A 7,408-nucleotide genomic window follows, 5' to 3' on the forward strand; every position below is an offset into this window, starting at 1 on the left:
CACCCGCGAATAGACTTTCGCAATTTCCAGCTACTTTTTTATAACTGAAAAAATGCGGGGTTGTAATGAACTGGCTGAGTACAAGTATGCAAACGCGGCTAATGGCGATTGTGGGCAGCGGCCTGGCTGTGATGTTCATCGCCGCGCTTTACGCTGTTTCAGAACTCAATGGCACAGTGAACAAATACCAAACGCTGCTTAAAGAGCAAATTCACTTTGAGCGCAGCATTAACCAAATCAATTACGATTTTAAAATTCAAGTGCAAGAGTGGAAAAACGTCTTGCTACGGGGCCGCAATGAAGCCGACCGCGAGAAATACTGGGGGCGCTTTAAGGACAAAAGCCAAGAGATTCAAGAGAGCGCGCGCGCACTGGAGGCGGCTATGATTGGCAGCCCCTTTAGAGCCCAGGTGGAAGATTTCCGGGATTCGCACAAATCGATGTTTGACGCCTATAACAAGGGCTTTGAAGACTTTGTATTTGGGGAATTCGATCCCCAGGTAGGCGATCAAGCCGTCAAAGGCATCGATCGCCAACCGGCAGCGCTGCTGGATCAGGCGGCAGAAAATATCGCGCAGAACGTGAAAAAATTATCGTTGCAATTGCAGGAGCAAGCCAGCCAGCTGGCCACCACGGCCATCATTACGCTGATTCTAGCCGCCGCAGTGATCATGACAGTGCTCTGGTGGACGCTGAAAGGCAGCATTATTCAGCCCATCCACGGCATGATGGAAAATATCCGGCAATTCAGCAGTGGCGACTTTAGCCAAGCGCTCCACAGCCAGCGCATGGATGAAATCGGCAAGCTAACCCGCAATTTGGAAACCATGCGCAGCGAAGTGGTCTCGATCATTGCCGCTGTTCAAGCCACGGCCAAATCGCTGAGCCTCGCATCGGCCAATATCAACGAAACCGCCTCTGAGATCGCCCAGCACACGGGCAAGACAGAGCACTACACCGACCAGGTTTCCACAGCGATTAACGAAATGAGCGCCACAGTGCAGGAGGTAGCGGGCAATGCCGCCGGTGCCGCCGAGGCCGCCCAAGCGGCCGATGCCAATGCTAAATCCGGTCTGGATGTCATGCAGCAAACTATTGGCGCCATTAACAGCTTGTCGGAAGAAGTGAACAAGATCGCGCAAGCCATGGACAAACTGGAAAACGATACCTCCAGTGTGGGAACGGTACTTGGCGTCATCAAGGGCATTGCTGAGCAAACCAATTTACTTGCGCTCAACGCTGCTATCGAAGCCGCCCGCGCGGGCGAGCAGGGCCGGGGCTTTGCCGTTGTGGCCGATGAAGTGCGCGGCCTGGCACAGCGTACCCAGGAATCCACGGCAGAAATTCAACAAATCATTGAAACCGTGCAAAGCGGCGCCGCCTCGGCCGTCAAGGCCATGCGCGACGGCCAGGAAAAAACCAGTGCGACCGTCGATCTGGCGGGTCAGGCCGGGGGCTCCATTCGCGCGATTACCGATGCGGTATCTCGTATTCGCGATATGAACACCCAAATCGCCACCGCCGCCGAGGAGCAAAGTTACGCCTCCGATGAAATCGCCCGCAACGTGTCTGGCATGGCAGAGCTCGCGCAAAATGCCCACACCAGTGCCCGTCGCTCAACGGAAATCGCCAATAAACTCGACGGCACCAGTTCTGAGTTGTCGGGATTGATTGCGCGTTTCAGAGTGTAAACAGCAACCTCTAAAAGCAAACCGGCGCCGCGTTAATTCGCGGCGTTTTTGCCTTGGGCCCGCATGCGCTCGTTGACATCGCGCCATTGGGGTAAACTTTTCTCGGTATCGCTGGTTAGTTTTTTATCGCGCGACTTGGCCAGCCACAGGCCGTCGCCATTAAAACTGTAAATCGGAAATAAATCCGGCCGCTCCGAGGCGGGCAGAATGGTCTTATTGATATTATCGAGAATTAAGGGTTCGGCGCTCGGGCTTGGGTAGTAAGCCAGCACCATGTGCGCCTGATTGTATTCCAGCGCTTTTACATAGGTGATGCGCAGCTTTTCCGGATCTAGCCGGGTGTGCAACAGGGTCACGTATTTCCCGATAGAGAAATCTTCGCAGTCGCCGCCATTAGTGGCCAGTGTTTCGATAGGTGTTGCCCAGTAGTCTTCCTGCTGCCAGTGGGCGGCATCTGATACCCACGCAACCTGGTTAAAGAAGTCATTGGCCTGAGTCAGTTTATCCAAATCGGCTGGGTGATCGCGCAATGTGGCGCGCATGTGAACTGGCCAAGCGGCCACACGGGCGCGAGCCTCATCGCCCCAGGTCTGTTGAACCCAGGTCAACACCGCTTGCGTTACGCCAAAATCCTGTAATTGGGCCACCACTGCGGGGCAACTTACGAGTCCTACTACAGCGAAAACCTGCCACCCCTTACGTCGATTGCGCACTCTGGCCCTCCTTCTACGGCAATTGTGATTATAGTCAGCCCAGCATCGCCACGAGCGCTTTTAATCGGTAAAATTGCTCGCCCAAGCTATCTCAACCCAGCATCGAGGTCATAATGAGCATTCAGTGGTACCCAGGACACATGCACAAAGCGCGCAAGCAAATGCTGGAGTTATTGCCGCGCATCGACGTTCTGGTAGAGATTCTGGATGCCCGCCTGCCCCACTCCAGCCAAAATCCGGTGATCAGCGAGGCGCGGGGCGAGATTCCCGTCATTAAGCTGCTCAGCAAAGACGATATGGCAGATCCCGAGCGCACCAAAGCCTGGCAGGCGCATTTTGAGCGCGATAGTCAAACCCGTACGCTGGCTGTGGATTTGCGCAAGCCCGGTAAACTTAAAAGTCTGATACCCGAGCTGTGCCGTAAATTAGCGCCACAAAAAGCCGAGCAGAACCGTACCATTCACGTCATGGTGGCCGGAATCCCCAATGTGGGTAAATCCACCTTTATCAACACTATGGCCGGGCGCCCCGCCACCAAAACCGGTAACGAGCCCGCGGTGACCAAGGCGCAGCAACAGATCAACCTGGACGGCGGCGTCATCCTGTACGACACCCCCGGTATGTTGTGGCCCAAGCTCGAGCACGATAACACGGGCTTTAGACTGGCGGCCACCAGCGCCATCAAGAATACCGTAATTGATTTTGAAGACTTGGGCCTGTACCTGGCGGATTATTTAATGGCCCACTACCCAGAGGGCCTCAAGGCACGCTATGGCTTGCAAAACCTGCCCAAAGACAGCCACGGCCTGCTCGCCGCCATCTGCACCCGCCGAGGCGGTATGAAGGCCAACCAAGTGGATTTTTACAAGGGCGGGGAAATTCTGATTTCTGATTTTAGGGCCGTAAGGCTCGGCCAGGTCACCCTTGAAACACCCGAAGCCATCGAGCAGGAGCTGCGCGAGATCGAGGCGGAAAGAGCCCGTAAAGCCGCTATCGCCGCTGAAAAGGATGCGCTCAAAGCCCTGAAAAAAGCGGGTAAACGCCACACCTGATCCGCAACCCCTACACGGAGTTTGTATGTTCTTCCCCGAGTTATCGCTGTGGGCACACTTGGCCATTGCCGTAATTTTTATTTGGAGTGGTTTTGTACGCTCTGGCCTGGGTTTTGGCGGCGCCGTCCTTTCCCTGCCTTTTTTGTTGTTGGTCGACGACCGGCCACTGGTTTACCTGCCCATTATAGCCGTGCACCTGTTAGTGTTCAGCAGTCTAACCATATTCGGCGCACACACAGCGGCGGCAAAAACGCAACAGAACGACCAACGGGTAGACTGGCCTTTTCTTGGTCGGGCGCTGGCTATCATGCTGGTGCCAAAACTCATCGGCGTCTTCGGCCTGTTGGCCCTACCCAACGACATCATGACCGCCATTATTTTCGCCATCGTGCTGTTTTATTCGATCAGTTATATTTTGAATAAACCCTTCGTCAGCAAACAACCCTGGATGGATAAAGTACTGCTGATGCTGGGTGGCTACGTCAGTGGCACTTCGCTCATAGGCGCACCGCTGATCGTGGCGGTGTTCGCCGCCCACGTAGCGCGCGAACGTCTGCGCAATACATTATTTGCGCTCTGGTTTATTCTAGTGTCCATAAAAATGGCGGCGTTTGTCTGGGCCGGCGTGGATTTGCAATGGTTACAACACCTCTGGTTGTTACCCTGTGCAGCCATAGGCCACTGGGCGGGTCAACACTTTCACCAAAAACTGTTGCAGGCCGACAGCGCGCGCTTCTACCGCGGGCTGGGGTGCGTGTTGCTAGCGGTGAGCAGTTTTGGTCTGCTTAGCTATTTATTCTGAGTGCTGGCGTCTTGGCGCGTCACACTGATGGGCACCTGACAGGCGTCCAGTACGGCGGGCGGTTTTTCAAAAAAGAAAGGATGCTCGCGCACTCGGCGCGCCGAGAGTTTTTCCACAAACGCGGCCGCTTCGGTATGTTCGATACCCAGCGCCAGCCGTAAGTCCGCCGTTAGATCACTGCCCAGTGCGGCTCGAATGATCTGCGTTTGCGGCTCCCCCGGCGCAATGACACCGCTGCCAAGGGGATCGGCACGCAGTATTTTTTGCACCTTGTCCATGCCCCAGACGACGCGTCCAAATACCGTCATAATCCGATCCAGATACCGCGGTGCCTGACCAATAACGATGTAAAAATCACTGCTGCCGCTATCCGGTTCATTGGCTCGTGACAAACCAACCGCGCCCGGGCAATGCAATAGCCAGGCGCGCCCTTGCGCGGCATCCAGCCCAACAGCAAACCCCTGATAAAAGGCCGTGGCTGGCGCAAACATATCTGGCCGCTGGACCGGCGACAGCTGCCGACTAGGAGACCAGGGAATGACCGCTTCCAGAGGCAGCGAGGCAATCACCTTGGCGCCGGCGTCCGAGCCCGCCTCTCCCACACCGGCCTGGGCTACAAATCCGTCGATGACCCGATAAAACGCTCGGCCATCGTATACGCCCGCGCGCGTGAGCGATTGAATTTGTGCTACCGTTTTTGGAGCAAAGGTTGGGTTTAACTCGATCACCACCAACCCGGTATCAAGCGTGAGGTACCACAACAACGATTGATCTGGACTGCGAAATGATTGCCCCTGCACAGCAGCGGCCAAAAACACTAGTAAACCCACGCCCATCAATCGCCGCCACCGCGGTTGAAAACTTAGCGACTTACGCATTGTTATTGCCCTTATTTTATCGCGCAGGTGCTTCGCAACCGCGCCAGCTTAACACCCGCCCAATCTACCAGGACGTATAAATCAACGCGTCCATCAAAAACATCGCAATGCCGCAAATGTGCAAGAAAACTGCCATAAGAGCGCAAAAACACCGTCATCTTTGCCACTTAGATTAGCCCCACAAAAATGAGGGGGAAATATGGAACAACGCATCACCTGTCGCCTACTGGGTATCACTTTGCTTGTGGCTGCATTGCTGGTGCTGTCGGCCTGCCGAAGTGAACACGGTGCAACACCCGCGCCCTCACTGCTGGCAAGCTTTCCCGAGATTCCCGAGGCACTGCGCTATCAGCCGACCAATTCACGCATCACCAATCTCGAAGCGCCCATTCCCGCTCAGTGTTACACCCGCACAGAACAACAGCACAACCCTTGCTACGTGTGTCACCAAGCTTACGACCGAAGCCGTGCGGCCCCCTATCGCGCAAACAAGCTGGACGACGCCGCGCTGCAGGGCGCCTACCTGTTTTCCGATGTGGGCATTAACAATCACTGGCAAAATCTGTTTATCGATCGCACCGATTACATCGATGCCATCAGCGACGAAGCCATATTGGCCTATATCAATGAAGACAATTACAGTCCGTTGTTGGCACGCCTGAAGGCCCGTAACTGGCAGGGTTATCTGCCCGACCTGCAAGATTTTGCCTACCCCGCCCGCGCCTTTGACACCGAGGGGCACGCCCGCGATGGCAGTCGATGGGTGGCGTTTAACTATAAACCCTTTCCCAGTACTTTTTGGCCAACCAATGGTTCCACTGACGATGTGGCAATTCGATTGCCGCCCATGTTTTCCAGCCATCTAGGCCGCTATAGCGCAGACATTTACCGCATAAACCTGGCGCTGCTGGAGGCAAACATTAAATCCCTGCCGCATCTAAATGTGCGCCCATTCAACGAACAGCAATTTGGCATTGATATTAACGACGACGGCGCACTCAGCCCCCACCAAACGGTGCTGAAAGTGTCTGGCCACTACTTTGGCGACGCGGCCCATGTGCCGCTGTTGGCGCAACAATACCCGGAGGGCACCGAGTTTTTACACAGTGTGCGCTACGTGGGTGTCACCGAGACTGACGACATAGTAGCGCCGCCGCGCATGAAAGAGTTGCGCCATATGGTGAAAATTCGCGCGCTCTCCGACGCTTCTTTAGACAACCGCTATCGACGCGAGCGCAAAGAAAAAGTCGATGAGGAATTGCCCTATTTCGCCAACCACCGAGAGCGCGGTTTAGAAAACGACTTTGGCTGGTTATTGTCGGGTTTCATTGAAGACGATCAAGGGCATTTGCGTCCGCAAACCACGGAGGAAACCCTGGCCTGCATGGGCTGCCATTCGGCCATTGGTAGCACTATTGATCAAACATTTGCCTTTGGGCGCAAGGTAACCGGCGCCGAAGGCTGGGGCTACATCGACCTCAAGGGGATGCGCGACTCGCCGAGCATCAGCTCCAACACACCAGAAATACTGGAGTATCTACAGCGTGTAGGGGGCGGCGATGAATTTCGCCAAAACCAAGAAATGTTGAGTCGTTGGTTTAACGCACAGGGCCAGGTCGATGTGGAGGCCGTGCGCCAGGCCGATGTCTATACATTGATCACGCCCTCGCGCGAGCGCGCGCTCAAACTTAATAAAGCCTATACCCACACGGTAAAAAGCCAGCGCTTTGTTTTCGGTCGCGATGCCACCTGGCAACCGGCGAGCAATGTTTACCGCCATATTGACGAAAGCCTACCGCCCCTTGCGCGAAAATTTCAATTGCGCGGTTGGGATTTGCGTTTGAACTGGCAGGTACCTGTAACCGATCTGGCACACACAACTCAACCCCCAATTCATAACAAGCAACACTCTCCCGACTAAGGAATGGAACCCATGAAAGCAACGCAACACACCCTGCTCGCTCTGGCCATCGCCGCCGCATTGACCGGTTGCGGCAGTGACGGTGACGACGGACTTAACGGCATTAACGGCGCCGACGGTGCCGATGGCGCTAACGGCGTAGACTTAACCGAGGCACCCGCACTGATGCGCCTGGCAACACTGCCACTGAAAGCCGAAGTCACCGGTATCTTCAAAACCGACAACGGCGAGCTGTTTTTTAATATTCAGCACCCCTCCGACACCTTGCCGGCACCCGAAAACAATGCTGCCGTGGGCGTGATCGAAGGGCTGGACATCGATAGCCTAGACCCAAGGCTCGCCAGCGTTGCT

Annotated in this window: 6 protein-coding genes and 1 pseudogene; 5 read left to right on the forward strand and 2 right to left on the reverse strand. The window is 55.2% G+C overall.

The genetic code is table 11. The features are described 5' to 3' along the window. Positions 1–65 precede the first annotated feature (65 nt). Positions 66–1,691, forward strand: a complete 1,626-nt coding sequence (locus ACW8F6_RS13735; RefSeq protein ID WP_491576448.1) for a methyl-accepting chemotaxis protein — start codon at positions 66–68, stop codon at positions 1,689–1,691. A 32-nt stretch (positions 1,692–1,723) separates the two neighbouring features. Here the strand turns inward: ACW8F6_RS13735 and ACW8F6_RS13740 are convergent, their stop codons facing one another. Further along, positions 1,724–2,404, reverse strand: coding sequence for a transglutaminase-like cysteine peptidase (locus ACW8F6_RS13740; protein ID WP_491576449.1), 681 nt, complete (start codon positions 2,402–2,404; stop codon positions 1,724–1,726). A 113-nt stretch (positions 2,405–2,517) separates the two neighbouring features. On the opposite strand from ACW8F6_RS13740, the gene ylqF reads away from it, so the two are divergent. Next, on the forward strand, positions 2,518–3,456 hold the full coding sequence (gene ylqF, locus ACW8F6_RS13745) for a ribosome biogenesis GTPase YlqF (protein ID WP_491576450.1): 939 nt from the start codon (positions 2,518–2,520) through the stop codon (positions 3,454–3,456). Positions 3,457–3,481: 25 nt separating this feature from the next. After that, positions 3,482–4,258 carry a TSUP family transporter gene (locus ACW8F6_RS13750; RefSeq protein ID WP_491576451.1) on the forward strand — a complete coding sequence of 259 codons (777 nt, stop codon included), beginning with the start codon at positions 3,482–3,484 and terminating at the stop codon, positions 4,256–4,258. Here ACW8F6_RS13750 and ACW8F6_RS13755 read toward each other — a convergent pair. Beyond that, the gene (locus ACW8F6_RS13755) at positions 4,246–5,136 is read right to left on the reverse strand and encodes a peptidylprolyl isomerase (protein ID WP_491576452.1); all 891 of its coding nucleotides are present in this window, start codon (positions 5,134–5,136) and stop codon (positions 4,246–4,248) included. The two genes, ACW8F6_RS13750 and ACW8F6_RS13755, sit on opposite strands and share 13 nt — an antisense overlap. Before the next feature lie 199 nt (positions 5,137–5,335). On the opposite strand from ACW8F6_RS13755, the gene ACW8F6_RS13760 reads away from it, so the two are divergent. Together ACW8F6_RS13760 and ACW8F6_RS13765 are read left to right on the forward strand one after the other, a co-directional pair. Next, positions 5,336–7,057: an Aq_1262 family (lipo)protein gene (locus ACW8F6_RS13760; RefSeq protein ID WP_491576453.1), complete on the forward strand. Its 1,722-nt coding sequence runs from the start codon at positions 5,336–5,338 to the stop codon at positions 7,055–7,057. A 12-nt stretch (positions 7,058–7,069) separates the two neighbouring features. Next, a pseudogene (locus ACW8F6_RS13765) lies at positions 7,070–7,408 on the forward strand (cell surface protein); the annotation flags it as partial.

It is taken from the genome of Simiduia sp., assembly GCF_058345725.1.